The sequence below is a fragment of the Mycetocola tolaasinivorans genome (assembly GCF_003667565.1).
GTDB lineage: Bacteria > Actinomycetota > Actinomycetes > Actinomycetales > Microbacteriaceae > Mycetocola > Mycetocola tolaasinivorans.
Window position 1 is genome coordinate 34,717 of record NZ_RCUX01000011.1, and the last position, 26,052, is coordinate 60,768.

Genomic DNA, 26,052 nt, shown 5'->3' on the forward strand with positions numbered 1-26,052 from the left:
AACTGCGTGTCGCGCACGGCGCCGCTCCCGCGGGGCGTGCACTACGACCGAGTGCGGTTCCGGGGGACGGGCGTCGCGTTGTTGCGAGCGTCTACCAGTATAGGGAGTTCAGCTCCCATTAGCGGGGGACCGGGGGCGCGTGTGCACGGTTGGCCGCTCGAAAACGATCCCGTAGGATGGGCGAGTCGAGTGAAGAGGTATATAGAACTAATGGACGTCGCAGAATTGGCCCCCGCCACCACCGAGAAGATCGGGGTGAAGCGCAAGGTACGTGCGTACATTGCCCTCACAAAGCCGCGTGTTATGGAGCTTCTCCTGGTCACGACGGTACCCGTCATGATCCTGGCCCAGGGCGGCCTGCCGAGCCTCGGGCTGGTACTCGCAACCGTGATCGGTGGCGCGCTGAGCGCGGGTTCCGCCGGTGCGTTCAACTGCTATTTCGACCGCGATATCGACCGCGTGATGAACAGAACCCAGGGCCGACCTCTTGTGACGGGTGAGGTAACCCCGCGCGAGGCGCTCGTGTTTTCCTGGATCCTCGCGGTCGTTTCGACGGCGTGGCTCGCGCTCACGACCAACCTCCTGGCCGCCGCACTGTCGGTCGCGGCCATCGCCTTCTACGTGCTGATCTACACGCTGTGGCTCAAGCGCCGCACCGCCCAGAACATCATCTGGGGCGGAATCGCGGGGTGTTTCCCGGTACTGATCGGCTGGAGCGCCGTGACCGGCTCGCTCTCCTGGGAGCCCTTCATCCTCTTCGGTGTGGTGTTCCTCTGGACCCCGCCGCACTACTGGCCGCTCTCGATGAAGTACCGCGAGGACTACCGCTCGGTGGGCGTCCCGATGCTCGCCGTGGTGCGTGGCCGCGCCCAGGTGGGCCTGCAGGTCATCCTCTACGCGTGGGCCACCGTGGCCTGCTCGCTGCTGCTGATCCCGGTGGGTGACATGGGCATCGTCTACACGGCCGTTGCGGTGCTCGCGGGTGGCTGGTTTATCTACGAGACACACCGCCTGTACAACCTCGCGATCCGCGGCGCGGCGGCCAGCCCGATGCGCGTGTTCCACGGTTCGATCTCGTACCTCACCCTGGTGTTCCTCGCGGTGGGAATCGATCCTTTGCTCCCGTTCTAGCTCGAATTTGCACGTTCGTGCAGCGCTTTTCGGGCTGAGCGGATCGGGCGGGTCGATTTCCCTGCACGAACGTTCAGCCTCGCTGGGTCGATGTGAATCAGACAGGCCCCCACACAAATGCGGCGGGCCCCTCCCGGAGGAGGGGCCCGCCGCATCTGCGTGTGGCGACTAGGCGCGCTGTGCGAGCGTCTCCGGCTCGGGGATCGAGGCTCGGGTCTCGAGTACTACCCGGGTGGCCAGCGCGATCACGACGCCGGCCAGGACCATGTGGGTGCCCACCATGATCTCCGGCAGCCCGAGACGCGACTGGGCGATGCCGAGCAGGATCTGACCCACCTGGGCGATCAGCAGCCACACCACGGGCTTCACCGCGTACTTCTGGCGCACGGCCACGATCAGGATGAGCACGGTGGCGCCGAACATCAGGTAGCCGGGCCATGCGTGGAGGTGCTGCATGAGCTCGGGGTCGAGGCCGTTGCGCGGCACATCGGCGTCGCCGGCGTGCGGGCCGGAGCCGGTGGTGAGGATGCCCACCACGGCGGCGATCGCGACCAGCGCGCTCATCACGTGGGTGAGGAGCTTGTAGCCGCGCGAGGTGCGCACCGCGCCGGCGGCACCGAAGTAGACGCGGTAGACGAGGGTGGTGGTGAGGGCCACCAGGATCAGCGAGATCACGAAGTGCGCGCCCACGAGGTAGGAGTTGAGTCCGGTCAGCACAACGATGCCGCCGAGGACGGCCTGCAGGGGAATGCTCATGCCCTGCAGGAAGGTCAGCCAGAAGAGGTCGCGACGGGTCTTGCGCAGGTTCCAGACCGAGAGGAACGCGGCAATCGCGATGATCACGAGTACGAAGGTGAGCGTGCGGTTACCAAACTCGATGATTCCGTGGATGCCCATTTCCGGGGTCGACGTGTACGACTCGGGGGTGCACTTGGGCCAGGTCGGGCAGCCGAGGCCCGAGCCGGTGAGGCGAACCGCGCCGCCGGTACCGATCAGGACGGTCTGGAAAATGAGCGAGAGCCAGGCGAACACCCGCACCGGGCGGTTGATGCCCTGCGGCAGCCAGTTCGTGAACCGCTGGTAGAGGCTTGCTGTCGGCCGGGAGGTCGTGGTCACGGGAATCTGCCCCATCCTTAGTTAGCGGTGCGGCTCGCGGCAAACCCCCATGCGGAAATATGCCGGAACCTATAGAATACGAAGAGTTCAAGTTGTTGCCTGCGTTTGACACGTTGCATGTCGGTCGCAGGCCAGGTACTGAAACCCCTATGAACTAATTGTAGAGACGCCGGAGAGCGACTCGCGCCACCCCCCTCTCATGCCCGCGCCTGATAGCGCATCACCGTGAGGGAATGCCAGGTACGGAAATTCTGTTACCGGCAGGTAGAAAAGAGGTAGAGACATGTCAGACGTGCTCATTGACCGCCCCGAGCTGGACTCCCTGGGAGTCTACGAATTCGGTTGGTCCGACTCGGATGCGGCGGGACAATCCGCCAAACGAGGTATCTCCAAAGAGGTCGTTACCAACATCTCGAACCTCAAGAGCGAGCAGGACTGGATGCTGCAGCGCCGGCTCAAGGCCCTGCAGATCTTCGAGCGTAAGCCGATGCCCGCATGGGGTGCCGATCTCTCGGCCATCGACTTTGACAACATCAAGTACTTTGTGCGCTCCACGGAGAAGCAGGCCCAGACCTGGGAAGACCTCCCCGAGGACATCAAGAACACCTACGAGAAGCTGGGTATCCCCGAGGCCGAGCGTCAGCGCCTGGTTGCCGGTGTGGCCGCCCAGTACGAGTCCGAGGTTGTGTACCACCAGATCCGTGAGGATCTCGAGCAGCAGGGCGTCATCTTCCTTGACACCGACACCGCGCTTCGCGAGCACCCCGAGTTCTTCGAGGAGTACTTCGGTACCGTCATCCCCTCGGGTGACAACAAGTTTGCCGCGCTGAACACCGCCGTGTGGTCGGGTGGTTCGTTCGTGTACGTTCCCAAGGGTGTGCACGTCGAGATCCCGCTGCAGGCCTACTTCCGGATCAACACCGAGAACATGGGTCAGTTCGAGCGCACGCTGATCATCGCCGATGAGGGCTCCTACGTGCACTACATCGAGGGTTGCACCGCCCCCATCTACAAGTCCGACTCGCTGCACTCCGCCGTGGTCGAGATCATCGTGAAGAAGAACGCTCGCGTTCGCTACACGACCATCCAGAACTGGTCGACCAACGTGTACAACCTGGTCACTAAGCGCGCCATCGCCGAAGAGGGCGCCACCATGGAGTGGATCGATGGCAACATCGGCTCCAAGGTCACCATGAAGTACCCGTCGATCTACCTCACCGGCGAGCACGCCAAGGGTGAGACCCTCTCGGTGGCCTTCGCCGGCCCCGGTCAGCACCAGGACACCGGTGCCAAGATGATCCACATGGCCCCGCACACCCAGTCGACCATCCTGTCGAAGTCCATCGCTCGCGGTGGCGGTCGCGCCGGATACCGCGGTGAGGTTCGGGTGGATGCCAACGCGCACCACTCGAAGAACACCGTGGCCTGTGATGCCCTCCTGGTTGACCGCATCTCCCGCTCCGACACCTACCCCGCGATCGATATTCGCGTGGATGACGCCGAACTCGGTCACGAGGCAACGGTGACCAAGGTCAGCGAGGAGCAGCTGTTCTACCTCATGAGCCGTGGCCTCGAGCAGGATGAGGCGATGGCGATGATCGTCCGTGGCTTCATCGAGCCGATCGCACGTGAGCTCCCGATGGAATACGCACTCGAACTCAACAAGCTCATCGAAATGGGCATGGAAGGATCCGTCGGCTAAATGACGACCACATCCCCTGCAACCAGCAGCACCGAAACCGAGCAGCACGGGTTCAAGGCTCACAGCGACGGCGGCGACGCCTTCGTGCCGGTCCAGACCCGCTCCGAGCGCTTTGGCTCGACCAACGTCGCGGATTTCCCCGCGGTTACCGGTCGCGAGCCCGCCTGGAAGTACACCCCGGTTGCTCAGCTGAGCGATCTCATCGACGGCGAGCTGAACGGATCCGAGTATCCGTTTGAGGCGCCTGCCGTCGATGGCGTGACCGTGGCCTGGGTGGGCCGCGACGATAAGCGGATTGGCACCGCCGGTACTCCGGAGAACAAGGCCGCGGCGAATGCGTGGACCGCATTCGAGAAGGCCCTCGTGATTTCGGTCACCGGCGAGGAGGAGAAGACCTTCCGCCTACACCGCACCGATCTGGGTGACGGCGCGCGCGCCGCACACACCGTGATCGAGGCCGCGCCGCACTCGCGTGCGCTCGTTATTCTCGAAAACGCCGGCCAGGCCGCGCTCACCGAGAATATCGAGATCATCGTCGGCGACGGTGCTCAGCTCACCGTGGTGAGCGTTCAGGAGTGGGCGGAGGACGCCCGCCACTTGGCCGAGCACTTCGCCGAGATTGGTCGCGACGCGAAGCTCAAGCACGTCGCCGTGACCCTCGGCGGCAAGATCGTGCGCGTGAACCCGTCGACCCACCTGGGCAGCCAGGGTGCCGACATCGAGGCCCTCGGCGTGTACTTCGCCGACGCTCACCAGCACCTCGAGCAGCACGTGTACGTCGACCACGACGCCGAGAACACCCGCTCCCGCGTGAGCTACAAGGGTGCTCTTCAGGGCGAGGGTGCGCACACCGTCTGGATCGGCGATGTCCTGATCCGCCAGACCGGTACTGCCACCGACTCCTATGAGGAGAACCGCAACCTCGTGCTGAGCGAGGGTACCCGAGCCGACTCGGTGCCGAACCTCGAGATCGAGACTGGCGACATCGCCGGGGCCGGTCACGCCAGCGCCACCGGTCGTTTCGACGACGAGCAGCTGTTCTACCTCATGGCACGCGGTATCGCCGAGGCTGACGCCCGTCGCCTCGTCGTGCACGGCTTCCTGGTGGAGATCATCCAGCGCATCGGCGATGCCGAGCTGGGTGAGCGCATCGAGGCAGCAATCGAGCGTGAGCTCGCGGCGGGTGACCTCCCGTCGTGAGTACCCGCGTTGCCGCCCTTTCCGATCTGACCCTCAACCAGGCCTTCCGTGTGGTGGTGGACGGTATCCCGATCGCACTCGTCCTGGATGCCCAGGGTGACGTGCACGCCATCGGCGATACCTGCACCCATGGCGATATTTCGCTCTCCGAGGGGTTTGTTGAGGGTGACACCCTCGAGTGCTGGGCCCACGGCTCCGCATTCTCACTGAAGACCGGTAAGCCCCAGAACTTCCCCGCCTATGAGCCCGTCCCGGTGTACACCGTGGAGCTGCGCGATGGCGACATTTTTATCGACCCGACCGTAACGAAAGAGATCTAGCGCCATGTCAGTACTTGAGATTCGCGACCTGCACGTCAGCGTGGAAACCGACCAGGGCACCAAGCCGATTCTGCGCGGTGTCGACCTGACCCTCAACTCGAATGAAACCCACGCCATCATGGGCCCCAACGGTTCGGGAAAGTCGACCCTGGCGTACACCATCGCCGGTCACCCGAAGTACACCGTTGACTCCGGCTCGATCACCCTGGACGGCGAAGACGTCCTGGAGATGAGCGTGGACGAGCGCGCCCGCGCCGGCATCTTCCTCGCCATGCAGTACCCGGTGGAGATCCCCGGCGTGACCGTGTCGAACTTCCTGCGCACCGCCAAGACCGCCATCGACGGTGAGGCTCCCGCGATCCGTACCTGGATCAAGGACGTCCGTACCGCCATGGACAACCTGCGCATGGACAAGGTGTTCGCCGAGCGCAACGTCAACGAGGGCTTCTCCGGTGGAGAGAAGAAGCGTCACGAGATCCTTCAGCTCGAGCTGCTCAAGCCGAAGTTCGCCGTGCTCGACGAGACCGACTCCGGCCTCGACGTCGACGCGCTGAAGATCGTCTCCGAGGGTGTCAACCGCGCCCAGGAGAACACCGACCTCGGTGTGCTGCTGATCACCCACTACACCCGCATCCTGCGCTACATCAAGCCGGATCACGTGCACGTGTTCGTCAACGGTAAGGTTGCCGAGCAGGGCGGCCCCGAGCTGGCCGACCGCCTGGAGAACGAGGGTTACGACCGCTACCTCCAGACCGCAGACCAGGCGTAGGCTAGACACATGTCTACCACCCTGAGCCCGGCCCGCTACGACGAGGTCACCGAGGCGCTCAAAGACGTGATGGACCCCGAGCTCGGGGTCAACGTTGTTGACCTCGGCCTGATCTACGACCTCGGCTGGGATGATGAGAACAACGCCCTCATCATCCACATGACCCTCACCTCGGCCGGCTGCCCGCTGACCGACGTGCTCGAGGAACAGACCGGCGAAGCCCTCGATGGCGTCGTGGAGGCCTTCCGGATCAACTGGGTCTGGATGCCGCCGTGGGGTCCGGAACGCATCACCGATGACGGCCGCGACATGATGCGGGCCCTCGGCTTCGCGATGTAATGCGTGGGGTCTAGTACTCCTGCGTGCATCACCGATGACGGCCGCGACATGATGCGGGCCCTCGGCTTCGCGATGTAGTTTGCCCCTCAAAACCCCGCCCGCCTTTTGGCGGGCGGGGTTTTGCGCTGCCCGGTGCCGGTAAACTGGCAGCATGACTTCCCGTACCGGCCGCGAACAGCTGCACGACTCCATCCGCGACTATGAGGCCGGCGATTTCGCCGTCTCCCGCATCATCGACTGCGTCTGCACCTGCGGCAACGAGGTCTTCGCGCTCGGCTATGACGACGAGCAGGGCGTGGCCGTGCGGCTGTGCTCAAACTGCGACACCGAGGTCGCGCTGCTCGACTCCGCCGACCTGCTGGACCGCGCCGATTCGGACATCGAACTCGATGCCGCCGAGTGCACCTGCGACGGCACCGACTTCACCGTGGCCGTCGGCTTCGCGATCGAGGGCGAAGACGTGCGCTGGGTCAGCGTGGGCCTGCGCTGCGAGGACTGCGCCATCGCCGGCGTCTACACCGACTGGGCGATCGACTACTCGCCGAGCATGCAGCTGCTCGAGCGCGTCTAGGGCTCGCCCCTCGCTCCTAGGCGGGCGTGCGCACCCAGTAGACCTCGGTGATCATGGTGTGTGAGACCTCGCCGTCGACGGTGTTTGCGGCGATTGCCGCGTCCAGGGCCGACTCGAAGGTGTCACCCGCGGCGGCCAGTGCGGCCTGCATCTTGCTGGAGGACAGCGCGCGGCCGCGGGTGTCTTCGGGGGAGCGGGTGAGGGTCCAGTCGGCCTGATACACGCCGTGATCGGCATCGGCCGGGGCAAACGCCTCGACGAGCTCCTGTGCATAGGGGAAATCGCGGTACGTGCGGGTGTAGCCAGGGGAGTAGGCCTCGGCCAGTTCCTCCCAGGCCTGGGCAAAACCGCCGCGGGTGTAGTCGCGGTTGTTCTGAATGATCGCGAGCACGCCGCCGGGACGCAGCGCCCGGAGCGCAGCCGCATAGAAGCGCGGGCGATCAAACCAGTGCGCGGCCTGGCCCACGGTGATGAGCGCGAGGTCACGGCGCTGCTCGAGGTCCGGCTCGACCGGCGAGTGCACCCAGGTGGCCTCGGGGAGGCGGGCCGCGCCGGTGGTAACCATGTCCGCGGAGATGTCCACGGCGGTGTAGTCGGCCAGCGGACCAAAGGTGGGCAACAGGTCTTCCAGGACCACGCCGGGTCCCGATCCCGCGTCCAAAATGTTGAGCGGCGGCGTTGGATCTACCAACTGCTCCAGGAGGGCGTATACGGCGCGGGGGTAGCGGGGGCGCTGCTCGTTATAGATTGTGGCCAGGCCATCAAATACCTCGGACATGAGTCTTCCTTCCGATTGGGAACCTGCGGCCAGTCTACGGTCGTGCCCACGCGCGGCCGGGTGTCTCCCCCCGGATTCCCAGACACCCGATATGCACACGGGTGCGGATATTGCGGCGCGGGGCGGCTCGGATAGGTCGCGGTGGCTAAACCGCGTAGACTGGGTGACTTACCTCGACTTTTACGGCGCTATTTGTGGTGCCTGGTTAGCAAAGGACACCCGCAGTGGCTCTCTCCGTTCAGGATCTCGAAATCCGTGTTGGCGCACGGCTACTCATGGAAAACGTGAGTTTCCAGGTCGCCGCGGGCGACAAGATCGGTCTGGTGGGGCGTAACGGTGCCGGCAAGACCACCCTCACCAAGACCCTCGCCGGCGAGATCCCCGCCGCCGGTGGCGAAATCAACAACCGTGGCGAGCTGGGCTACCTGCCCCAGGATCCCCGCACCGGAAACCCCGAAGACCTCGCGCGCACCCGCATCCTCGATGCCCGCGGGCTCGGCCAGATCGCCCTGAACATGGCCAAGGCCACGCAGGACATGGCGAGCACCGATCCGGCCGTGGCCGAGGCCGCGATGAAGAAGTACGGTAACCTCACCGACCGCTTCAACGCGCTGGGCGGCTACGCCGCCGAGGCCGAGGCCGCCTCGATCGCGAGCAACCTGAACCTGCCGGATCGCATCCTCGACCAGCCGCTGTCCACACTGTCCGGTGGTCAGCGTCGCCGCATCGAGCTCGCGCGCATTCTGTTCTCCGACGCGCAGACGATGATCCTCGATGAGCCCACCAACCACCTCGACGCCGACTCGGTGGTGTGGCTGCGCGAGTTCCTGAAGAACTACCGCGGTGGCTTCATCGTGATCACCCACGACATCGAGCTCGTGGGCGAAACCGTGAACCGCGTGTTCTACCTCGACGCCAACCGCCAGGTCATCGACATCTACAACATGAACTGGAAGAACTACCTGCGTCAGCGCGAGGCCGACGAGGAGCGCCGCAAAAAGGAGCGCGCCAACGCCGAGAAGAAGGCCACGACCCTGCAGCTGCAGGCGGCCCGCTTCGGTGCCAAGGCCTCCAAGGCCGCGGCCGCGCACCAGATGGTCGCGCGTGCCGAGAAGCTGCTCGCAGGCCTCGATGACGTGCGTCAGGTCGAGCGCGTGGCAAAGCTGCGCTTCCCGGACCCCGCGCCCTGTGGCAAGACCCCGATCATGGCGAAGAACCTCTCCAAGAGCTACGGTTCGCTCGAGATCTTCACCTCGGTGGACCTCGCAATCGACCGCGGCTCCAAGGTCGTGGTGCTGGGCCTCAACGGTGCCGGAAAGACCACCCTGCTGCGCATGCTCGCCGGGGTGGACAAACCCGACACCGGCGAGATCATCCCCGGCCACGGCCTCAAGGTGGGCTACTACGCGCAGGAGCACGAGAACCTCGACGTGAAGCGCACCGTGCTGGAGAACATGCTCTCGGCCTCACCGAACATCGGCGAAACCGAGGCGCGCAAGGTGCTCGGTTCGTTCCTGTTCACCGGTGACGACGGCCACAAGCCCGCCGGCGTGCTCTCCGGTGGTGAAAAAACCCGTCTGTCACTCGCGATGCTCGTGGTGTCTTCGGCCAACGTACTGCTGCTCGATGAGCCCACCAACAACCTCGACCCCGCAAGCCGCCTCGAAATCCTCGACGCCCTGGCGCACTTCACCGGTGCCGTGGTTCTGGTGAGCCACGACTCGGGTGCCGTCGAGGCGCTGAACCCCGAGCGGGTGCTCATCCTGCCCGACGGTGTGGAAGACCACTGGAACAAGGACTACAACGACCTGATCGAGCTCGCCTAGGCGGCACCTCGGTCCGCGGCCCCGAGCAACCTTTTGGTACTCGGGGCCGCGGCGTTTTCGGGATCGACGGGACGTGCTGGATACACTGAATCTATGACGTCCGAGCCCCAGATCACTCCCGGCGACCTCGAAACCGATGCGCAGTTCCGGGCCTGGTTTGTCGATTCCTTCGCCGGGTTCTGGCAGGGCGGCGGCGGCACCCGCACCGGGGGCCGCATCGCCGGATATCTGCTGCTGAGCGACGCCGATGGGGTCTCGGCCGATGAGCTCTCGCGCGAGCTCGACATCAGCCGCGGCTCGGTGTCCTCACACGTGCGCAAGCTCGAACAGGGCGGCTTCGTACACCGGGTGCGCCGCCCCGGTGCCCGCACCCACTACTTCACCATGGATGCCGACGTCTGGGGCGGCTTCCTCAAGCAGGAACAGACCTACCTCGCCAACCAGCGCACGCTCGCCGAACAGGCTCTCGCCCGGGTATCGCCGGGCGGTCTCGCGCAGGAGCGCGTGCGCAACATGCGCGACTACATGGGCTGGATGCTCGATAACCGCGCCCTCGACACCGAGTGGGCACGCTTCAAGGCCGAGCGGGATTCCCGCCCGGCCTAGCCCGCCCGAAACGCTAGACGCGTGCGAGCGGCACGATTAGCGGTGATCCGCTCTGCGGGTCGATCGTGATCTCCGCCGGCAGCGCAAAGACCTCGCGCACCAGATCGGCGCTCAGCACGTCCGCGGGTGTGCCCTCGGCCACGATTGCACCCTCGTGCATCACCACGAGGTGATCCGCATAGCGGGCGGCCTGGTTGAGATCGTGCAGCACCGCAACCACGGTTTTGCCCGCGCTACGCATGTCCTGGCAGCGGTGGAGGAGATCGATCTGATGCGAAATGTCGAGGAACGACGTGGGTTCATCCAGGAGTACGTAGTCGGTGTCCTGGGCGAGCACGAGCGCTACCCACGCGCGTTGACGCTGACCGCCGGACAACTCGGACACGAAGCGGTCGGCGAGGTGGGTGACACCGGTTTCGGCGAGCGCGCGATCCACCGCCTCGGTGTCTCCCGGTGCCCACTGCCGCAGCAGCGAGTGATACGGATGCCGGCCGCGGGCCACGAGGTCGCGCACCCGGATGGTGTCCGGGGCGATGGGGTCCTGGGGGAGGAGCGCCAGCCTGCGTGCGATTACTTTGGGGCGCAGACTCGCGAGGTCGGTCCCGTCGAGGGTGACGGCACCGGCCCGGGGCACGATGGCTCGCCCGAGGCTCTTCAGGAGAGTGGACTTCCCGCAGCCGTTCGGGCCGATGATCGCCGTGAACGCACCCGTGGGCAGGGTCACCGAGAGGTCGCTGAGGACGGTGCGGGATCCGTAGCCCACTCGGAGCTGATGGGCGCGCAGGCCCGGGGGTGTGGGTGTCATAGTCTGCCTTTCCGCCACTCGCGAATGAGGAGTGCGCCGAGATAGATGCCGCCGACGCCGGCGGTGAGGATGCCCACCGGGAGGCCGCGCGCCCAGGGGGCCTGCTGGGCGAGGAGATCCGCGACCACCAGGATGAGTGCGCCGAGGAGGGCCGAGAGGCCGAGGGAAAGTGCCGGGCTGCGGGTGAGTCGCTGCGCGATCTGCGGCGCGGTGAGCGCGACAAACGAGATGGGCCCGGCCACGGTGACCGCACCCGCGGCGGCCACCACGGCGACGATGATCGCGGCCGTGCGGGTGGCCGTGACGCGGATGCCCAGGGAGTGCGCCAGTGAGTCGCCGAGGGCGATCTGGTTGAGCGAGGGGGAGAGCGCCCAGGCCGCGGGCAGGCACAGCGCGAGGGTGATCGCGATGATGCCGACCGCGCCCCAGCCCACCGAGTTGATCGATCCGGCCAGGTAGCCGGCGAGCTGGCTCGCCTCATCTCGCAGCTTGACGCTCACCACGTACTGGGTGACGGCGTGCGCCATGGCCGAGACGCCGATGCCGGCGATGATAATGCGGGCGGGGGCGGCGAATCCGCGGCCGGTCGAGAGATACACGATCGTGATGGCCAGCATGGCACCGAGGAGCGCGCCCGCCGGGGTGGGCAGCACGCCCGGCCAGAGTAGACCGCAGATGGCGACGCCGGCACCGGCGCCCGCGCCGAGGCCGATCACGTCGGGGCTGCCCAGCGGGTTGCGGGTCACGATCTGGAACAGGGCGCCGGAGATGCCGAGCGCCGCGCCCACGCCGATGGCGACGAGCAGGCGCGGCCCGCGCAGGGTCGTGAGGGTGAATCCGGCCGCGCCGCGCGGGGGATCAAACAGGGCGGCGGGGAGTGACTGAGGGGCGATGCCGAGCTTTCCCATGCTCAGGGTCAGCACGGCGGCAACGATCAGGCCCACCAGGACAATGCCGGACCAGATCAGCGCGCGCGGATGCACCGGGAGCGCGATCCCGGGCCCGATGCGAAACAGTCGGGGAGCGCGTCGGCCCGCGAGTGCGGGTGCCGCCGCGGCCACGGGGGACTCGAGGTGTGGAGCGGCGCTCATCCGCGCACCGCCCGCCCCGCCCGCACGGCGATGAGGAGGAAGGGGGCACCCACAAACGCGGTCACAACGCCCACCATGAGCTCACCCGGGCGGGCGATGATTCGGCCCACAATATCGGCCGCGATGAGCACGGAGGCCCCGAGTAGGATCGCGGCGGGAATCTGCCAGCGGTGATCCGTGCCGACGAGGGCGCGCACGATGTGCGGGACGGCCAGGCCGATGAAGGCGATCGGCCCGACCAGCGCGGTGGCGCCGGCGCACAGCAGGGCCGCGGCCAGCAGGCCTCCGGCACGCACGCGGGGCACGGAGACGCCGAGGGAGTGGGCCATATCGTCGCCGAGCGCCAGGGCGTTGAGCCCAGAGGCGAGGATCAGCGCGAGGACGAGGCCGAGAATCAGTGCGGGTGCGACCTCGGCGAGGGTTTCCAGCCGGCGGCCGGAGAGCGAACCGATGACCCAGAACCGGAACGAGTCAAACACCGCGGGGCGGGTCAGGATCATGGCCTGAATGTAGGTGCCGAGCACCGCGGAGACCACGGCCCCGGCCAGGAGCAGCGGCACGATACCGCCCGCGGTGGGGCGACCCGCAACGAGGACAACCAGGACCACGGTGGCGAGGGCCCCGGCGAGCGCGACCCACACTGTGCCCGCACCAATGGCGGTGCCGGTGATCGCGGTGGCGGTCACGACGGCGGCGGAGGCGCCGACGCTCACGCCGAGGAGTCCGGGATCACCCAGCGGATTGCGGGTGATGCCCTGCACGATGACCCCGGCTACCGCGAGGCTCGCACCCACGACGGCACCGATGATCGTGCGCGGGATGCGTTCGGTGACCACCAGCTGTAGGTGGGGATTCCCGGTGCCGGAGAGTGCCTGCCAGACCTCGGACACGCTCGTCACGCGGCTGCCCGCTACCAGGGACAACGCGGACAGCACGAGCAGGAGCAGCAGGAGCGCGATCAGGATGAGGGTGCGGCTGCCGAGCGTGCGCACGCGAGCGCGGCCGCTCCGGGAAACCCGGGCGGCCGCGTGCGTGGGGGAGAGCTGGGTCACCGAGAAACGTGCGCGAGGGCGTCGTCGATCAGCGGAACGTAGCGCTCCAGTGCCCACGGAACGGTGAGCGGGTTGATCATCGAGGACCCGGTGACGAACGGCTGGTCGGTCGGGGCCACCACCGCACCGGCGGCGATCGCGGGGATCGCGTGGTACAGCGGCTGGGCCTCGATCTCGGCGCGGTTTGCCTGGTCCGAGTAGAACGTGAAGATGAGGTCGGAGTTCGCGAGCTTATCGGCGTTCTCCAGCCCGATCAGCGCCGAGTCGGTGCCCTCGGTCTCGGTGAAGGTGTCGACCACGGGGTCAACCGTCAGGCCGAGGGCCGCGGCCATGGCCACCCGCTGCTCACCGGGGAAGAACACGCCGAGCGTGCCGGGACCGGTGTTGTAGATGTAGGAGAAGCTGACGCCCGCGTATTCGGGGCGCTTCGCGTTTGCGAGGGTGTCGTTGATCTCGGTGATCAGGTCGGCGGCCTCGGCGGGCTTGCCCATGGCCTTTCCGATGGTGGTGATCTGGTCGTCCCAGGTGATCGTCCACGGCTTTTCCGGGTAGGCGATGGTCGGGGCGATCTTGTCCAGGACGTCGTACTGCTCCTGGGTCACGCCGGACCACGGGGCCAGGATCAGGTCGGGCTCCAGGTCGGCGATAGTCTCGACATCGAGCTCGGTGTTGCCGGTGAAGGTCTTCGGGAGCGTTCCGCCGGCCTTGGTCACGGCCTCGTGTACCCAGGGCAGGTATCCGGTGTCATCGCTGCCCCAGGGGTATTCCTCCATGCCGACCGGGATGGTGCCGAGCGCGATGGCGGTCTCGGCGGATCCCTGGCCGAGGGTCACGATGCGCTTCGGGGTGCCGGTGATCTTCGCGGCACCGAGGGCGTGGGTGATGGTGGTGGCACTTTCACCGGCGGCCGGGTCGGCCTTTTCGGCGGAGGGTCCGGCGGTGGAGCAGCCGGTGAGGATCAGGGCGGCCGCGGTAATGGTGGCGGCGAGGAGCGCGCGGCGGGGCCGCGAAACGGGGCGTCGCATGGGAGCCTTTCGTGAGGGAGGGGGAGCTTGGTTAGTCTAGCCTTACCTCACCTCAACTTTCAAATAAATTGATATTTCGATCAAAGAGCGCACAAAAACCCCGTTCGAACACGTGTTCGAACGGGGTCCATCTGTGGTGTGCGGGGCTACTTTCCGGCGTGAACGCGAACGTCCTCGACCTCGGCATCCTCCACATCCGCATCGGTGGTCTTTGCCGCTCGCTTTGCCGCGCGCTTCGCGGCCCGAACCTTCTCGGCCGGATCATCGGCGTTCACGCGGCGGTACTCCTCGCGCACGGCCCACCCCAGGAAGGTGAAGCCCATCAGCGCAAAGATGATCCACTGGAACGCGTAGGACAGGTGCGGCCCCTCATCGGGCTCGGGCTTCTTCACCGCGGCCGGGCGATCCTCCGTGGAGGGCGGCGTCTCGCTCGCCAGCAGGCCGAACGCGCCCGAGTAGATCGGCTGCTTCACGATCTTCTCGGCCTCGCCCAGGTTGATCGTGGCGAGCTGGCCCTCGGGGGCCCCGCGGCCACGAATAATGTCCTCGCTGGCCTTGAGGCGTGCCACCACGGTGACCTCGCCGCTCGGCGGTGCCGGCACGTGATCGGGGTGATCGGGATTGTTGCCCTGCGGCACCCAGCCGCGGTTCACCAGGAAAACGTCACCGTTGTCCAGGCGCAGCGGGGTAAGGATCTCATACCCCGGCGAGCCATCGTAGGGGCGGTTGCGCACGAGGATCTGCTTGTCCTCCTCATACCGGCCACTCATGGTGACCGGCAGCCAGCGCTGATCGATGCTAAACGAGTTCAGGTGCGGTAGCGCCTCGGTCAGCGGAATCGGGGTCGCGTCGAAGTTCTTCGCGACGCGGGCGATCTCCGCCTCACGATCGCCGCGACGGTCGAGCTGCCAGTTCGAGAGCATCACGCAGGCGATGGCAAACACGATCGCCACGCCCAGGTAGGCAAACCAGCGCCTCTGGAATGCAAAACGCCAACGGTTCACGCGGTCTCCTCGGGGATGAAGGGGGTGACCTCGACCGGGAAGCCACGGGAGGTCAGAAACTCGATCAGGAACGTGTTGTGGGCATCACAGGCGATCCACACCTTTTTCCGCGACTCATCGTGAATCTTCGGGTTGCGCCAGGTGATCGTCGTGGTGGCCTCCGCGCGGCAGCCCGCGCGGGAGCACTCGTGCACGCCGGGGCTGCCGAAGAGCCCGCCTAGCACGGGGACTGCCGGGGGAATCGGGGGAGGGTCATGCGGGCTCCGTCGTCGCGGTGGTGGGGGATTCGGTGGTGGGGGCTTCGGGTGCGCCGGGCTGGGACGCTCCCGCGTTCGGCGTCGCGCGGGTTTCGTACACCACCCAGTCGGCCTCGTAGGCGGGGGTCGGGGCGCTCGCCGCATCGGCATCGCCGCCCGCGGGGGCGTCGCCCTCGAAATCGGTGGCGGCCGCGGAGGGAGTGGCGGCAGGGTCGGCCGTGGCGTAGGCGGTGCCGTTGGCCGAGCGCACGATGCCGCCGGGGGACTCCCGGTAGCCGTCTTCCGCGGTGCCCGGCTGGTTCGCGAACAGCATCGCAAAGTAGGGGATCACGATCGCACCGACCGCGGGAATGACGAGCCACCAGCCGTGTAAAAACGGCAGGCACGCGATACACGCCACCCGGATCAGCATCGAGATGAAGTACTGCCGCATCCGTCGACGACGATCTTCCTCGGGTGAGCGCGGAAGCGTGGTGATCGAGGACTCATTCATGTCGCCTCCTAGCCTACGCTCTTTCCCTGGACACCTCGGTTGGCGAGCGTGTGTGGGGCCCGAACGCCCTAAGCTGGAATCTACGGCGCCGCTGTGCGTGCGCGAACCGTTCCAGGCATCAGGAGAAGACATGACCGAAGCTCGTACCGTACTCGTGACCGGAGGCAACCGCGGAATCGGGTATGCCATTGCCGAGGAGTTCCTCGCGCGCGGCTACCGCGTGGCCGTGACCGCCCGTTCGGGATCCGGGCCGGAGGGTTCGCTGACCGTCCGCGCCGACGTTACCGACGCCGCCTCGGTGGATGCGGCCTTCACCGAGATCGAGGCCGCCTACGGCCCCGTTGAGGTTCTCGTGGCTAACGCGGGCATTACCCGCGACACGCTGCTCATGCGCATGTCGGAGGACGACTTCGACTCCGTCATCGACACCAACCTCGGCGGATCGTTCCGCGTGGTCAAGCGCGCCTCGAAGGGCATGCTGAAGGCCCGCTACGGCCGCATCGTCCTCATCTCGAGCGTCGTCGGTCTCTACGGCGGCCCCGGCCAGGTCAACTACTCCTCCTCGAAGGCCGGCCTCGTGGGCATGGCTCGTTCGATCACCCGCGAACTCGGCGGCCGCGGCATCACCGCCAATGTCGTCGCCCCCGGCTTCATCGAAACCGACATGACCGCCGAACTGCCCGAGGATACCCAGAAGCAGTACAAGGCCTCGATCCCGGCCGGCCGCTTCGCCTCGCCCTCCGAGGTTGCCAAGGTAGTGGCCTGGATCGGTGGCGAGGACTCCGGTTACATCTCCGGCGCCGTCATCCCCGTCGATGGCGGACTGGGCATGGGCCACTAGGTTTTAGCCACCCACCCACGCAAAAACGCGGGGCGCTTCGAAAAGAAGCGCCCCGCGTTTTTGCGTCCGCATGCGGTGCTGCGTTTTAGCCGCGCAGGCCCAGCAGCGGCAGGATGTCCGACAGGTTGCGGCTGCCGACGGCGACGCTCGCCTGCGCACGCACGGCGGGCTTCGCGTCATAGGCGACCGAGAGCCCGGCGATCGCCATCATCTTCAGATCATTGGCACCATCGCCCACGGCGACGGTGCGCTCGAGCGGCACGCCAAACTCCGCCGCCCACTCGCGCAGCGTGGTGGCCTTCGCCTCGGCGTCCACGATGTTGCCCAGCACGCGGCCGGTGAGTGCACCGTCCACCACCTCGAGGCGGTTTGCGCGCCAGCGGTCAAGGCCCAGGCCCTCGGCCAGCGGATCCAGCAGCTCGTGGAAACCGCCCGACACCACCGCGATGCGGCCGCCCGCGGCGTGCACGCCGGCGATCAGCTCCCGTGCGCCATCGCTCAGCTCGATCCGCTCCCGCACCGCATCAATCTCGGTGACCGCGAGGCCCGCCAGCGTCGCAACCCGCTCGCGCAGGCTCTCCGAGAAGTCCAGTTCGCCGCGCATCGCCCGCTCCGTGACCGCAGCCACGTGCTCGAGGCTCCCGGCACGCTCGGCAATGAGCTCGATCGCCTCATTCTTGATCAGGGTGGAATCCACATCCAAAACCACGAGGAAACGGGCGGGGGAGGCGCTCATAGGGATCTGCTCTCTCAAATCGGGGGCTGTTCTCACATTCTGGCATCAACTCGGCGACGGATGTGTCAGCGGGTCCCCGCAGGTCGAGATAGGCTAGGGGTATGGCGAAGGTTCTGCACGTAGAAGACGTATCGGTGCTGCGCGAAGGCAGCCCCATTCTCGATTCGGCCACCTGGACGGTCGGCTCCGATGAGCGCTGGGTCATCCTCGGCCCCAACGGCGCGGGAAAGACCACCCTGCTGCAGCTCGCAGCCACCCTGCTCTACCCCACCCTCGGGACCGTCGATGTTCTGGGCGAGCGCCTCGGCCGTACCGACGTGTTCGAGCTGCGCCCCCGCATTGGCTTCGCCTCCAGCGCGCTGTCCAAGCGCCTGCCGCAGAGTGAAACCGTCCTTAATGTGGTCATGACCGCCGCCTACTCGGTCACCGGTCGCTGGACCGAAGAGTACGAGGGCATCGACGAAAAGCGCGCCCTCCGCGTGCTCTCCGAGTGGAAGCTCGACCACCTCGCCGACCGCGCATTCGGCACCCTGAGCGACGGCGAGCAGAAGCGCGTCCAGATCGCCCGCGCCGTCATGACCGACCCCGAACTCCTCCTCCTCGACGAGCCCGCATCGAGCCTCGACCTCGGCGCTCGCGAAGAACTCGTCGCCCTGCTCGGCGGATTCGCCCGCTCGAGCGAAGCCCCCGCCATCGTGATGGTCACCCACCACGTCGAGGAGATCCCCGTGGGCTTCACCCACGCCCTCCTCATCCGCGAGGGACGCATCGTCGCCCAGGGCCCGCTCGCGGACACCGTGACCTCCGACACCCTCACCTCGACGTTCGGCCTGCCGATCACCGTCACCGAAACCGGCGGGCGTTACAGCGCCCGCGCGGTCTAGACCCAAGACCCGCCGGGCCGTGCGCGCACGACCCGGTATGAAGTCTGCTAAAGTTAGTAGCTGACTTAGCTGCGCAGGTTTCGCGCCGCGCGGCCAAATCCCAAGACGTTTATCGTTACCACCATCCACTATCAAGGAAGTCCTCATGAAGACCGACATCCACCCCACCTACGAAGCAGTTGTGTTCCGCGACCTCGCATCGGGTGAAACCTTCCTGACCCGCACCACGGTCAGCAGCGACAAGACCATCGAGCTCGACGGCGTGACCTACCCGGTCATCGACGTCGAAATCTCCTCGGCTTCGCACCCCTTCTACACCGGCAAGCAGCGCATCATGGACTCCGCCGGCCGCGTGGAGAAGTTCAACCAGCGTTTCGCAGGTTTCGGCGCGTAAGCACCCAACCTTTAGACCGGGTTCCTCTTTCGAGAGGGGCCCGGTTTTGCTTTGCTCGGGTGGTTCAACCAGCGTACTGAGTTGATAACGAGGAGGTTTCGGCGCGTAAGCACCCAACCTCGAAAACCGGGTTTCCTCTTCGGAGGGAGCCCGGTTTTGCTTTGCTCGGGTGGTTCAACCAGCGTACTGAGTTGATAACGAGGAGGTTTCGGCGCGTAAGCACCCAACCTCGAAAACCGGGTTTCCTCTTCGGAGGGAGCCCGGTTTTGCTTTGCCCGCGACACGGGCTTGCCGAGAGGCGGGCGAGGGGGCAGGATGATTTCATGAGCAGCTCCGACCACCTGCAGGCTATCCTCGCGGCTAATCCCGCGCGCGAGGAGGGCTCCAGCCTGCCCGCCACTGCGGGAGGCGACCGGCTGGTCATCACCGACCCAGACACGCCCGCAGACCCCCTGAGCGACCTCGCCGTGGCCACCTTCGCCGCCGCCCAACTCGCCGCCGAAGACGCCGCCGCACACCACGACGCGCCGACGCACACCGGACCGATCCGGGTGAATCGCGCGGGTGCCGCCGCCTGGTTCGCCGGATCGCTGCGCCCGCTGGGTTGGAACCCCGGTAACCCGTGGAACCCGCTGTCGGTCACCGCGCAGACCGCCGACGGATGGATCCGCACCCACGCCAACGCCCCCGCCCACCACGCCGCCCTCCTCGACGCCCTGGGCCTCGCCGCGGACACCGGTCGGGACCGCCTCATCACCCGCCTCTCCCAGCTCACCGCCGCCGAGGCCGAGGATCGCATCGTCGGGTTCGGAGGAGCCGCCGCCCGTCTCCATACCGCGCAGGAATGGGAGCACAGCCTCCCCGGGCAGGCCGTGGCCAGCGAACCGCTGATCGCCTGGGAACCCACCGGATTTCCGGTACATCGAGACCTCGACACGGTTTCCGCGCAGCCCCTGCTGGGCGTGCGGGTGCTCGACCTCACCCGCGTCATCGCCGGGCCCGTCGCGACCCGTGCCCTCGCGCTGCTCGGTGCCGACGTCGTGCGAATTGACCCGCCGGACTGGTCCGAACCCGCCCTCGAGGCCGAAATGCTGCTGGGCAAGCGCACGGCCCGCCTCGACCTGCACCACCGCATCGATCGCGAACGCTTCCTGAACCTCCTCGCCGAGGCCGACGTTCTCGTCCACGGCTATCGCGCCGACGCCCTCGAAAAGCTCGGTTTCGGCGATCGCGAACGCGCGCGCATCCGCCCGGGGCTCACCGAGGTGGCCCTCAACGCCTACGGGTGGAGCGGCCCCTGGCGAAACCGCCGCGGATTCGACTCGCTCGTGCAGTTCAGCACCGGCCTCGCGGCCGTCACCGCTCCCGGCGGCTCCCCGGTATCGCTCCCGGTGCAGGCGCTTGACCACGCCACCGGAATGATCGCGGCGACCGCGGCCCTCCGCGCCTGGACGCACTCCCGCACCCACGGCGAGGGGCTGCGTGCCCGCGTCTCGCTCGCGCGCACCGCGGAGCTCATCCGCGGGGTAAACCCCGAAACACCCCTCGCCGGCGGCGTTTCTGCCGGCGCGCCCGACCCGCGGATCGAACACACCTCCTGGGGCCTGGCCCAGCGCCTGCCCTGGCCCGCGGCTAGCGGGAGAGTACGGCCGCACACCGACCACCCCGCGCGGGCCCTCGGGGCCGATGCGCCCCGCTGGGCTGTCTAGCTCGGGCCTCCTCGCTCGAGCTTCCTCGCTACGAGGAACCAGCCGCTAGCGAACCGGCCACTCCCCGGAAGCCACAAAGCTCGGGTTCTTTGAGCGGCGCATGTACTCCTGGAAGCTCGCGGCCTGTTCGGCGCACCAGTCGACCTGCTTCGCGTGCAGCTCGGCGGCGCTTAGGCCTTCGAGCTTCTCGGCGTGGGCGCGAATGAGTGCCTGGGCCACGTGACCGGCGGCGATCGCATCGGAGGCGGCATCGTGGGCGTCAAGCAGCGACACCCCGTAGAACTCGGCCGAGGCCTCGAGCGTGCGCTTGCCCTTGCGGAACCGATCGACGGCCTTGTCAATTACCAGCGGGTCAACGATGGGGGAGGGATTCTCCAGCGGCGCATAGCCGTAGCGCAGGGCCTCGTGGTGCAGCAGGCTGAGGTCGTAGGGGGCGTTGTAGATGACCACGGGAACGTTTGCGTTCAGCAGCTCACGCAGCGCGGAGATGATCTCGGCCACCACGAGGGCGGCGGGCTGCCCCTCGGCGCGGGCACGCTCGGTGGTGATGCCGTGCACCGCGGTGGCCTGCTCGGGAATCTCGACCCCCGGGTCGGCGAGCCAGTCGTGGTTGCGGATGACCGCACCCTGCGCATCGAGAATACCGACGTGCGCGCTCACGATGCGGCTCGTGGTGACGTCGATCCCGGTGGTTTCCAGGTCAAAGACGGCGATCGGCTGGGTCCAGATACTCGCGGTGTTGTTCACGGTATCCAGCTTAGGCCGCACCACCGATACCGGGGTGGCACCACGCACCAGCACGCAGAAAAGGAGCGCTGAAACGGCCGTGGCCGATCCCGAGACGGGACCGGCCACGGCCGCGCATCAAACAAGTGCCCGCGCTAGCGAACCTCGCGGCTGACGTGCAGCCAGTAGAAGCTCTGCGAACCCATGGTCAGGGTCATCGAGCCGTTTTCGTCGAAGGTGGGGAACGGAGCGCCACCGAACATATCGCGTACGCGACGCCCGGCGAGGGAGGCGTCGGTGATCGTTACCGGGGTGGGGTGGTGCGCGAAACTGAACACGCAGACGACGTCCTCGGCGGGCTCGTTCGTCGGCCCAACCTTACCCTCGTAGCTGCGTCGGAACGCCAGCACCGAGCCGTGATCGGTATCGATGACCTGCAGCGTACCGAGCCCAAACACCGGGTGTGCCTTGCGGGTGTGAATCACGTTGCGCACCCAGTGCAGCAGCGAGGCCGACTGCGCGAGCTGCGATTCGACGTTGACGCTCTGATAGTTGTACACCAGCGACTGCACGACCGGGAGATAGAGCTTGCCCGGGTCGGCGGCCGAGAATCCGGCGTTGCGGTCCGGGGTCCACTGCATCGGCGTGCGCGAGGAGTCGCGATCTTCGAGCCAGATGTTGTCGCCCATCCCGATCTCGTCACCGTAGTACAGGAACGGACTCCCACCGAGGGAGAACAGCAGCGCGTGGGCGAGTTCGAGCTCGGCCCGCGAGTTGTCGAGCAGCGGGGCGAGGCGGCGACGAATACCCACGTTCACGCGCATCCGCGGATCGTAGGCATACCAGCCGTACATTGCCTGACGGTAGTCCTCGCTCACCATCTCGAGCGTGAGCTCATCGTGGTTGCGCAGGAACACGCCCCAGCCCGCCCAGTCCGGAATGTGGGTGACCTCGCGCAGTACGCGCTCGAGCTCCTCCGACTGCTGCGACCGCAGCGCGTAGAAGATGCGCGGCATCACCGGGAAGTCGAACGCCATGTGGCATTCGGGATCGTCGTCGGTGCCAAAGAATGCCGCGGTTTCCTTGGGCCACTGGTTGGCCTCGGCGATCATGATCCGGCCGGGGTACTCCTCGTCCAGCATCGCGCGCAGGTTCACCAGGAACTCGTGGGTCTCCGGCTCACCCTCGCCGGTGCCGCCCTCCGATTCAAACAGGTACGGCACGGCGTCCAGCCGGAAGCCGTCCACGCCCAGGTCGAGCCAGAACCGCACCACGTCAAAGATCGCCTCGTGTACGGCCGGCTCGGCATAGTTGAGGTCCGGCTGGTGGGAGAAGAAGCGGTGGAAGTAGTACTGCTTGCGCTCGGAATCAAACGCCCAGTTCGACTCCTCGGTATCGGTGAAGATGATCCGAATATTGGGGAACTTCTCGTTGTCATCACTCCACACGTAGAAGTTTCCGTAGGGGCCGTCGGGGTCCTGCCGCGAGGCCTGGAACCAGGCGTGCTGATCCGAGGTGTGGTTCAGCGGAATATCGATGATGACGCGCATATTGCGCTCGTGTGCGCGGGTGACGAGCTCGCGGAACTCCTCAATCGTGCCGAATTCCGGCAGGATACTGCGGTAGTCGGCCACATCGTAGCCGCCATCGCGCAGCGGGGAGGTGAAAAACGGCGGCAGCCAGAGCGCATCAATGCCGAGCCACTGAAGGTAGTCCAGCTTACTGATGAGGCCCTTCATATCGCCGGTGCCATCGGCGTTACTATCAACAAACGAGCGGACCATAACTTCATAAAACACGGCACGGCGATACCAGAGCGGTTCGCGTGCAAGGCCGGGAAGCTGGATGGGCGCAGTAAAGGTCACACTGTTCCAATCTGTGGGGCACGGTCACGACCCGAGGTACAGGTCGTACGGTCTTCCGATCGAGTCTAGGCGCACCGGGCCCAATTGTCGTGTGTGTCAGCCCCTAAACTGATGAGTGTGAGTGCACCAGTTTCGCCCTACCAGGCCAGCCTTGACCAGATTGAGACGCATGCCCGCGAGGTGACGCTGGAGGGCGCGCGCACCGCCTACTGGGAGTACGGCCCACGTGATGCCGCCGCCACCATCGTTTTTGTGCACGGTTTCCGCGGGGATCACCACGGCCTCGAACCGATCGTCGCCCAGTTCCCCGACGCCCGCATCTTCGCCCCGGATCTGCCCGGGTTTGGTGAATCCGCCGCGTTTGTCAGCGGCCGCCACGACATCGACGGCTATGTGCGCTGGCTGCGCGGCTTCATCGACTCGCTGGGGCTGCCCACGCCGCCGGTGATCCTCGGTCACTCATTCGGTTCGATCGTGGTGTCCGCCGCGGTGGCCGCCGGTCAGCCGGTGTCGACCCTGATCCTGGTCAACCCGATCGCGGCCCCCGCGCTCTCGGGCCCCCGCGGTATCCTCACCCGCCTCGCGGTCTTCTACTACTGGGCGGGCAAGACCCTGCCCGAAAAGCTCGGCTTCGCGCTGCTGCGCTCCCGGCTGATCACCCGCGTCACGAGCATCGCGATGGCCAAGACGAAGGAGCCGCAGCGTCGGGCCTGGATTCACGATCAGCACGACCGCTACTTCAGCGCGTTTGCCGACCGCGCGAGCGTGATGGACGCCTTCGACACCTCGGTGCGCTACGACGTCAGCCAGTACGCCGGCGATATTTATGCCCGTACGCTCATGATCGCCGCCGAACACGACGACATCACCTCGGTGCCCAGGCAGCGCGAGCTCGCCGAGAAGCTCTCCGATGCGCGCCTCGAGGTGATCCCCGAGGTGGGGCACCTGATCCACTACGAGACCCCGGAGCAGGCCGCCGCGATCATTCGCGACGAGCTGGGACTCGAGGGCCCGAAGGCCGAGACCTCGGCCTAGCCCAGGCGCTCGCCGAGTCCGGCCAGGGCCGGTGCCACGGACCCCTCGATCACGAGCGCGGCGCGTGAGGCACCACCGGTGACGCCGCGGTTGATCGTGATGATGGGGGAGCCGTCTCGGCGCGCCTGATCGAGCAGTCGAATGCCGGTGTTGACGGTGAGCGAGGAGCCGAGCACGAGCAGGGCGTCGGCGCGGTGCACGATCGAACGGGCCCGGGCAAAGCGTGCGGTGGGGACGGTTTCACCGAAAAAGACCACGTCGGGCTTCAGGACGCCACCGCATACGGTACAGACCGGCACCACGAAGCCGTCGAGCTCGGGCACCTCGGCATCGCCATCGGGGTTCAGGCGGTCCGAGTCTTCCGGGCCGAGCTGCGCGAGCCACGGGTTTTCCCGGGCGATCTGATCGGTAATCGCCTGCCGGGCAAAGCCCTGCTCGCAGTCGAGACACACCACGCGGTCGAGCCCGCCGTGAAGCTCCACGAGCTTGCGGGTACCGGCCTGGCGGTGCAGCCCGTCTACGTTCTGGGTCGCAATACCGAGCAGTATGCCCGAGCGCTCCCAGCCGGCCAGGAGATCGTGGGAGGCGTTGGGACGCGCGGCCCCCATCAGCCGGCCGCCGAGAAACGCGCCGGCCCAGTAGCGGCGGCGCGATTCGGCCGAGGCACGAAACTGTGGCCCGGTCATGGGCTTGCGCACCGGGGCACCGGGTCCGCGATAGTCGGGAATGCCCGAGTCGGTGGACACCCCTGCACCGGTGAGCACGGCGAAACGTCGGCCGCGCAGGAGGTCGGCGGCGCGATCGAGTTCTGCGGGATCCGGGGTGGGCATGTGCGCCTCCAGGTGCTGAGGGTGGAATGATGAGTGTGAGGGCATCGGCTGGATTTCCTCGGTGTTGAGACAAACGGTGGTGTTACATAACCACCGTAGTGAGTACAGGAGTTTTTGGGTGCGCGTTATTCCCCTGGGGCCGGATGGCCTCGACGAACTGACCGATTATGCACGGCTGACGGACGTCGCCCTGCGAAAGGTCAGCGAGCCCGCCGGTGGTCTCTACATCGCCGAATCCAGCAAGGTCATCGCCCGCGCCATCGCCGCCGGCCACGTGCCGCGCTCGGTTCTGCTGTCGGAGAAGTGGCTGCCCGATGTCGAGCCGCTGCTGGCCGACTTCCCGGATGTCCCGGTCTATGTGGGGGACTCCGACACCCTGGAGGCCCTGACTGGCTTCCAGATGCACCGCGGCGCGCTCGCCGCAATGCACCGCCCCGAACTCCCGGACATGGCGGACCTGATTCGCGGTGCGCGCCGCATCGTCATCCTCGAAGACATCGTGGACCACACAAACGTCGGCGCGATCTTCCGCGCCGTGGCCGGTCTCGGCGCCGAGGCCGTGCTGATCTCCCCGCGCTGCGCCGACCCGCTGTATCGCCGGAGCGTGCGGGTGAGCATGGGAACCGTGCTGCAGGTGCCGTGGACCCGGATGCCCGAGTGGGACGACGCGCGCGAGATTCTTTCCGCCGAGGGATTCCACGTGGCCGCCCTGGCCCTCGATGAGAACGCCGTGACCCTGGATGAGTTTTCCGCGAGCGTGCCCGAGCGGGTCGCGATCATGCTCGGCAGCGAGGGCGATGGGCTGAGCCGTAGCGCCCTGCACCACGCCGACAGCACCGTCATCATTCCAATGCTGCACGGGGTGGACTCGCTGAACGTGGCGGCGGCCAGCGCCGTTGCCCTATGGGAGCTGCGCGCGCGATAGTTCCGCTTTGTCCGTGTTTCGG

At 66.7% G+C, this 26,052-nt stretch carries 28 protein-coding genes; 15 read left to right on the forward strand and 13 right to left on the reverse strand.

Annotated features, from left to right (window positions below):
• Positions 1 to 210 precede the first annotated feature (210 nt).
• Positions 211 to 1,131, forward strand: a complete 921-nt coding sequence (locus tag D9V32_RS13100) for a heme o synthase (RefSeq protein ID WP_121649371.1) — start codon at positions 211 to 213, stop codon at positions 1,129 to 1,131.
• Positions 1,132 to 1,299: 168 nt separating this feature from the next.
• Here D9V32_RS13100 and D9V32_RS13105 read toward each other — a convergent pair whose 3' ends face one another.
• A complete protein-coding gene (locus D9V32_RS13105; RefSeq protein ID WP_245982330.1) occupies positions 1,300 to 2,247 on the reverse strand; it encodes a COX15/CtaA family protein in 948 nt (315 codons plus the stop codon).
• A gap of 283 nt (positions 2,248 to 2,530) precedes the next feature.
• Between D9V32_RS13105 and sufB the strand changes: the two genes are divergently transcribed.
• The 6 genes from sufB to D9V32_RS13135 all read left to right on the forward strand — a co-directional run bounded on the left by sufB (position 2,531) and on the right by D9V32_RS13135 (position 7,148).
• Positions 2,531 to 3,949, forward strand: coding sequence for a Fe-S cluster assembly protein SufB (gene sufB, locus D9V32_RS13110; protein WP_121649373.1), 1,419 nt, complete (start codon positions 2,531 to 2,533; stop codon positions 3,947 to 3,949).
• Entirely contained in the window at positions 3,950 to 5,149 is a 1,200-nt protein-coding gene (gene sufD, locus D9V32_RS13115) for a Fe-S cluster assembly protein SufD (RefSeq protein WP_121649374.1), read from the forward strand.
• Entirely contained in the window at positions 5,146 to 5,469 is a 324-nt protein-coding gene (locus D9V32_RS13120) for a non-heme iron oxygenase ferredoxin subunit (protein ID WP_121649375.1), read from the forward strand. Before sufD ends, D9V32_RS13120 begins: the two co-directional genes overlap by 4 nt.
• A 4-nt stretch (positions 5,470 to 5,473) precedes the next feature.
• Positions 5,474 to 6,238 carry a Fe-S cluster assembly ATPase SufC gene (gene sufC, locus D9V32_RS13125; RefSeq protein ID WP_030143389.1) on the forward strand — a complete coding sequence of 255 codons (765 nt, stop codon included), beginning with the start codon at positions 5,474 to 5,476 and terminating at the stop codon, positions 6,236 to 6,238.
• A 9-nt stretch (positions 6,239 to 6,247) separates the two neighbouring features.
• The gene (locus D9V32_RS13130; RefSeq protein ID WP_030143390.1) at positions 6,248 to 6,577 is read left to right on the forward strand and encodes a metal-sulfur cluster assembly factor; all 330 of its coding nucleotides are present in this window, start codon (positions 6,248 to 6,250) and stop codon (positions 6,575 to 6,577) included.
• Between the two features lie 151 nt (positions 6,578 to 6,728).
• Entirely contained in the window at positions 6,729 to 7,148 is a 420-nt protein-coding gene (locus D9V32_RS13135) for a hypothetical protein (RefSeq protein WP_121649376.1), read from the forward strand.
• 16 nt (positions 7,149 to 7,164) lie between these two features.
• Here D9V32_RS13135 and D9V32_RS13140 read toward each other — a convergent pair whose 3' ends face one another.
• The gene (locus D9V32_RS13140; RefSeq protein ID WP_121649377.1) at positions 7,165 to 7,926 is read right to left on the reverse strand and encodes a class I SAM-dependent methyltransferase; all 762 of its coding nucleotides are present in this window, start codon (positions 7,924 to 7,926) and stop codon (positions 7,165 to 7,167) included.
• Positions 7,927 to 8,201: 275 nt separating this feature from the next.
• Here D9V32_RS13140 and abc-f point away from each other — a divergent pair, with 275 nt between their 5' ends.
• Positions 8,202 to 9,752, forward strand: coding sequence for a ribosomal protection-like ABC-F family protein (gene abc-f / locus D9V32_RS13145; RefSeq protein ID WP_121649455.1), 1,551 nt, complete (start codon positions 8,202 to 8,204; stop codon positions 9,750 to 9,752).
• A 93-nt stretch (positions 9,753 to 9,845) separates the two neighbouring features.
• The gene (locus D9V32_RS13150) at positions 9,846 to 10,358 is read left to right on the forward strand and encodes a GbsR/MarR family transcriptional regulator (RefSeq protein WP_121649378.1); all 513 of its coding nucleotides are present in this window, start codon (positions 9,846 to 9,848) and stop codon (positions 10,356 to 10,358) included.
• A 13-nt stretch (positions 10,359 to 10,371) separates the two neighbouring features.
• On the opposite strand, the gene D9V32_RS13155 is transcribed toward D9V32_RS13150, so the two are convergent.
• The 7 genes from D9V32_RS13155 to D9V32_RS13185 all read right to left on the reverse strand — a co-directional run bounded on the left by D9V32_RS13155 (position 10,372) and on the right by D9V32_RS13185 (position 16,085).
• On the reverse strand, positions 10,372 to 11,163 hold the full coding sequence (locus D9V32_RS13155; protein ID WP_121649379.1) for an ABC transporter ATP-binding protein: 792 nt from the start codon (positions 11,161 to 11,163) through the stop codon (positions 10,372 to 10,374).
• Positions 11,160 to 12,254, reverse strand: a complete 1,095-nt coding sequence (locus D9V32_RS13160; RefSeq protein WP_220700711.1) for a FecCD family ABC transporter permease — start codon at positions 12,252 to 12,254, stop codon at positions 11,160 to 11,162. The genes D9V32_RS13155 and D9V32_RS13160 overlap by 4 nt, the downstream gene beginning before the upstream one ends.
• On the reverse strand, positions 12,251 to 13,306 hold the full coding sequence (locus D9V32_RS13165; protein ID WP_121649380.1) for a FecCD family ABC transporter permease: 1,056 nt from the start codon (positions 13,304 to 13,306) through the stop codon (positions 12,251 to 12,253). Before D9V32_RS13165 ends, D9V32_RS13160 begins: the two co-directional genes overlap by 4 nt.
• On the reverse strand, positions 13,303 to 14,331 hold the full coding sequence (locus D9V32_RS13170) for an iron-siderophore ABC transporter substrate-binding protein (RefSeq protein ID WP_121649381.1): 1,029 nt from the start codon (positions 14,329 to 14,331) through the stop codon (positions 13,303 to 13,305). Before D9V32_RS13170 ends, D9V32_RS13165 begins: the two co-directional genes overlap by 4 nt.
• Positions 14,332 to 14,477: 146 nt before the next feature.
• Complete coding sequence (locus D9V32_RS13175; RefSeq protein WP_121649382.1) at positions 14,478 to 15,335, reverse strand: SURF1 family cytochrome oxidase biogenesis protein; 858 nt, start codon at positions 15,333 to 15,335, stop codon at positions 14,478 to 14,480.
• The gene (locus D9V32_RS13180) at positions 15,332 to 15,559 is read right to left on the reverse strand and encodes a hypothetical protein (RefSeq protein ID WP_220700712.1); all 228 of its coding nucleotides are present in this window, start codon (positions 15,557 to 15,559) and stop codon (positions 15,332 to 15,334) included. The genes D9V32_RS13175 and D9V32_RS13180 overlap by 4 nt, the downstream gene beginning before the upstream one ends.
• Before the next feature lie 28 nt (positions 15,560 to 15,587).
• On the reverse strand, positions 15,588 to 16,085 hold the full coding sequence (locus tag D9V32_RS13185) for a DUF3099 domain-containing protein (protein WP_183086318.1): 498 nt from the start codon (positions 16,083 to 16,085) through the stop codon (positions 15,588 to 15,590).
• Between the two features lie 130 nt (positions 16,086 to 16,215).
• Between D9V32_RS13185 and D9V32_RS13190 the strand changes: the two genes are divergently transcribed.
• The gene (locus tag D9V32_RS13190) at positions 16,216 to 16,926 is read left to right on the forward strand and encodes a beta-ketoacyl-ACP reductase (RefSeq protein WP_121649458.1); all 711 of its coding nucleotides are present in this window, start codon (positions 16,216 to 16,218) and stop codon (positions 16,924 to 16,926) included.
• 85 nt (positions 16,927 to 17,011) lie between these two features.
• On the opposite strand, the gene serB is transcribed toward D9V32_RS13190, so the two are convergent.
• The gene (gene serB / locus D9V32_RS13195) at positions 17,012 to 17,662 is read right to left on the reverse strand and encodes a phosphoserine phosphatase SerB (protein ID WP_121649384.1); all 651 of its coding nucleotides are present in this window, start codon (positions 17,660 to 17,662) and stop codon (positions 17,012 to 17,014) included.
• 101 nt (positions 17,663 to 17,763) lie between these two features.
• On the opposite strand from serB, the gene D9V32_RS13200 reads away from it, so the two are divergent.
• The 3 genes from D9V32_RS13200 (at position 17,764) to D9V32_RS13210 (ending at position 20,649) form a co-directional block, all read left to right on the forward strand.
• Positions 17,764 to 18,546, forward strand: a complete 783-nt coding sequence (locus D9V32_RS13200; RefSeq protein ID WP_121649385.1) for an ABC transporter ATP-binding protein — start codon at positions 17,764 to 17,766, stop codon at positions 18,544 to 18,546.
• 145 nt (positions 18,547 to 18,691) lie between these two features.
• A complete protein-coding gene (locus D9V32_RS13205; RefSeq protein WP_030143405.1) occupies positions 18,692 to 18,940 on the forward strand; it encodes a type B 50S ribosomal protein L31 in 249 nt (82 codons plus the stop codon).
• Positions 18,941 to 19,263: 323 nt separating this feature from the next.
• Positions 19,264 to 20,649, forward strand: a complete 1,386-nt coding sequence (locus D9V32_RS13210) for a CoA transferase (RefSeq protein ID WP_121649386.1) — start codon at positions 19,264 to 19,266, stop codon at positions 20,647 to 20,649.
• 45 nt (positions 20,650 to 20,694) lie between these two features.
• Here D9V32_RS13210 and D9V32_RS13215 read toward each other — a convergent pair whose 3' ends face one another.
• Positions 20,695 to 21,420 (reverse strand): 3'-5' exonuclease, encoded by a 726-nt coding sequence (locus D9V32_RS13215; RefSeq protein ID WP_245982336.1) that lies wholly within the window; start codon positions 21,418 to 21,420, stop codon positions 20,695 to 20,697.
• Positions 21,421 to 21,530: 110 nt separating this feature from the next.
• Positions 21,531 to 23,240 carry a maltose alpha-D-glucosyltransferase gene (gene treS, locus D9V32_RS13220; RefSeq protein ID WP_121649387.1) on the reverse strand — a complete coding sequence of 570 codons (1,710 nt, stop codon included), beginning with the start codon at positions 23,238 to 23,240 and terminating at the stop codon, positions 21,531 to 21,533.
• 111 nt (positions 23,241 to 23,351) lie between these two features.
• Between treS and D9V32_RS13225 the strand changes: the two genes are divergently transcribed.
• On the forward strand, positions 23,352 to 24,275 hold the full coding sequence (locus tag D9V32_RS13225) for an alpha/beta fold hydrolase (RefSeq protein WP_121649388.1): 924 nt from the start codon (positions 23,352 to 23,354) through the stop codon (positions 24,273 to 24,275).
• On the opposite strand, the gene D9V32_RS13230 is transcribed toward D9V32_RS13225, so the two are convergent.
• Positions 24,272 to 25,105 carry a Sir2 family NAD-dependent protein deacetylase gene (locus tag D9V32_RS13230; protein WP_121649389.1) on the reverse strand — a complete coding sequence of 278 codons (834 nt, stop codon included), beginning with the start codon at positions 25,103 to 25,105 and terminating at the stop codon, positions 24,272 to 24,274. The two genes, D9V32_RS13225 and D9V32_RS13230, sit on opposite strands and share 4 nt — an antisense overlap.
• Positions 25,106 to 25,223: 118 nt before the next feature.
• Between D9V32_RS13230 and D9V32_RS13235 the strand changes: the two genes are divergently transcribed.
• Positions 25,224 to 26,030 carry a TrmH family RNA methyltransferase gene (locus D9V32_RS13235; RefSeq protein ID WP_121649390.1) on the forward strand — a complete coding sequence of 269 codons (807 nt, stop codon included), beginning with the start codon at positions 25,224 to 25,226 and terminating at the stop codon, positions 26,028 to 26,030.
• The last annotated feature ends 22 nt before the right edge of the window (positions 26,031 to 26,052 follow it).